The sequence below is a fragment of the Mesorhizobium sp. M2A.F.Ca.ET.037.01.1.1 genome (assembly GCF_003998075.1).
Taxonomy (GTDB): Bacteria; Pseudomonadota; Alphaproteobacteria; order Rhizobiales; family Rhizobiaceae; genus Mesorhizobium.
Window position 1 is genome coordinate 1 of the sequence record NZ_RZSA01001708.1, and the last position, 576, is coordinate 576.

Here is a 576-nt window from a genome sequence, read left to right on the forward strand (position 1 = left end):
GACCTCGCCGGAAGGACCGAGCGCGCCCGGCGGCACATGCGAATTGCGCCAGCGCGACAGCGCGTAGACCTGCATCTTGTAGAGATCCTTGATCGGATTGAAGCCGCCATTCATGTCGCCGTAAAGCGTGGCGTAGCCGACGGACATCTCGCTCTTGTTGCCGGTGGTGACCACCATCGAACCGAATTTGTTCGAGATCGCCATCAGGATCGTGCCGCGCGCACGGCTCTGCAGGTTTTCCTCGGTGATGCCTTCCTGGGTGCCCTCGAAGAGCTGCGTCAGCGCATGCTTGAAGCCTTCGACCGGCTCGGAGATCGGCACGATGTCATAACGACAACCGAGCGCGCGCGCGCAGTCCTCGGCGTCCTTCAGCGAATCCTTCGACGTATAGCGGTAGGGCATCATCACGGTGCGCAGCCGCTCCTCGCCCAGCGCATCGACGGCCAAGGCCGCGCAGATCGCCGAATCGATGCCGCCGGAGAGGCCGAGCACGACGTTCTTGAAGCCGTTCTTGTTGACGTAGTCGCGCAGGCCGAGCATGCAGGCGCGATAGGCCGCCTCTTCCCGCTCGGGCAC

The 576-nt window shown here is 63.7% G+C and carries 1 protein-coding gene; it reads right to left on the bottom strand.

The genetic code is table 11. The features are described 5' to 3' along the window. The coding region (gene nadE, locus EOA27_RS39355; RefSeq protein ID WP_127259082.1) for an NAD(+) synthase at nt 1-576 on the bottom strand (576 nt) is incomplete at both ends.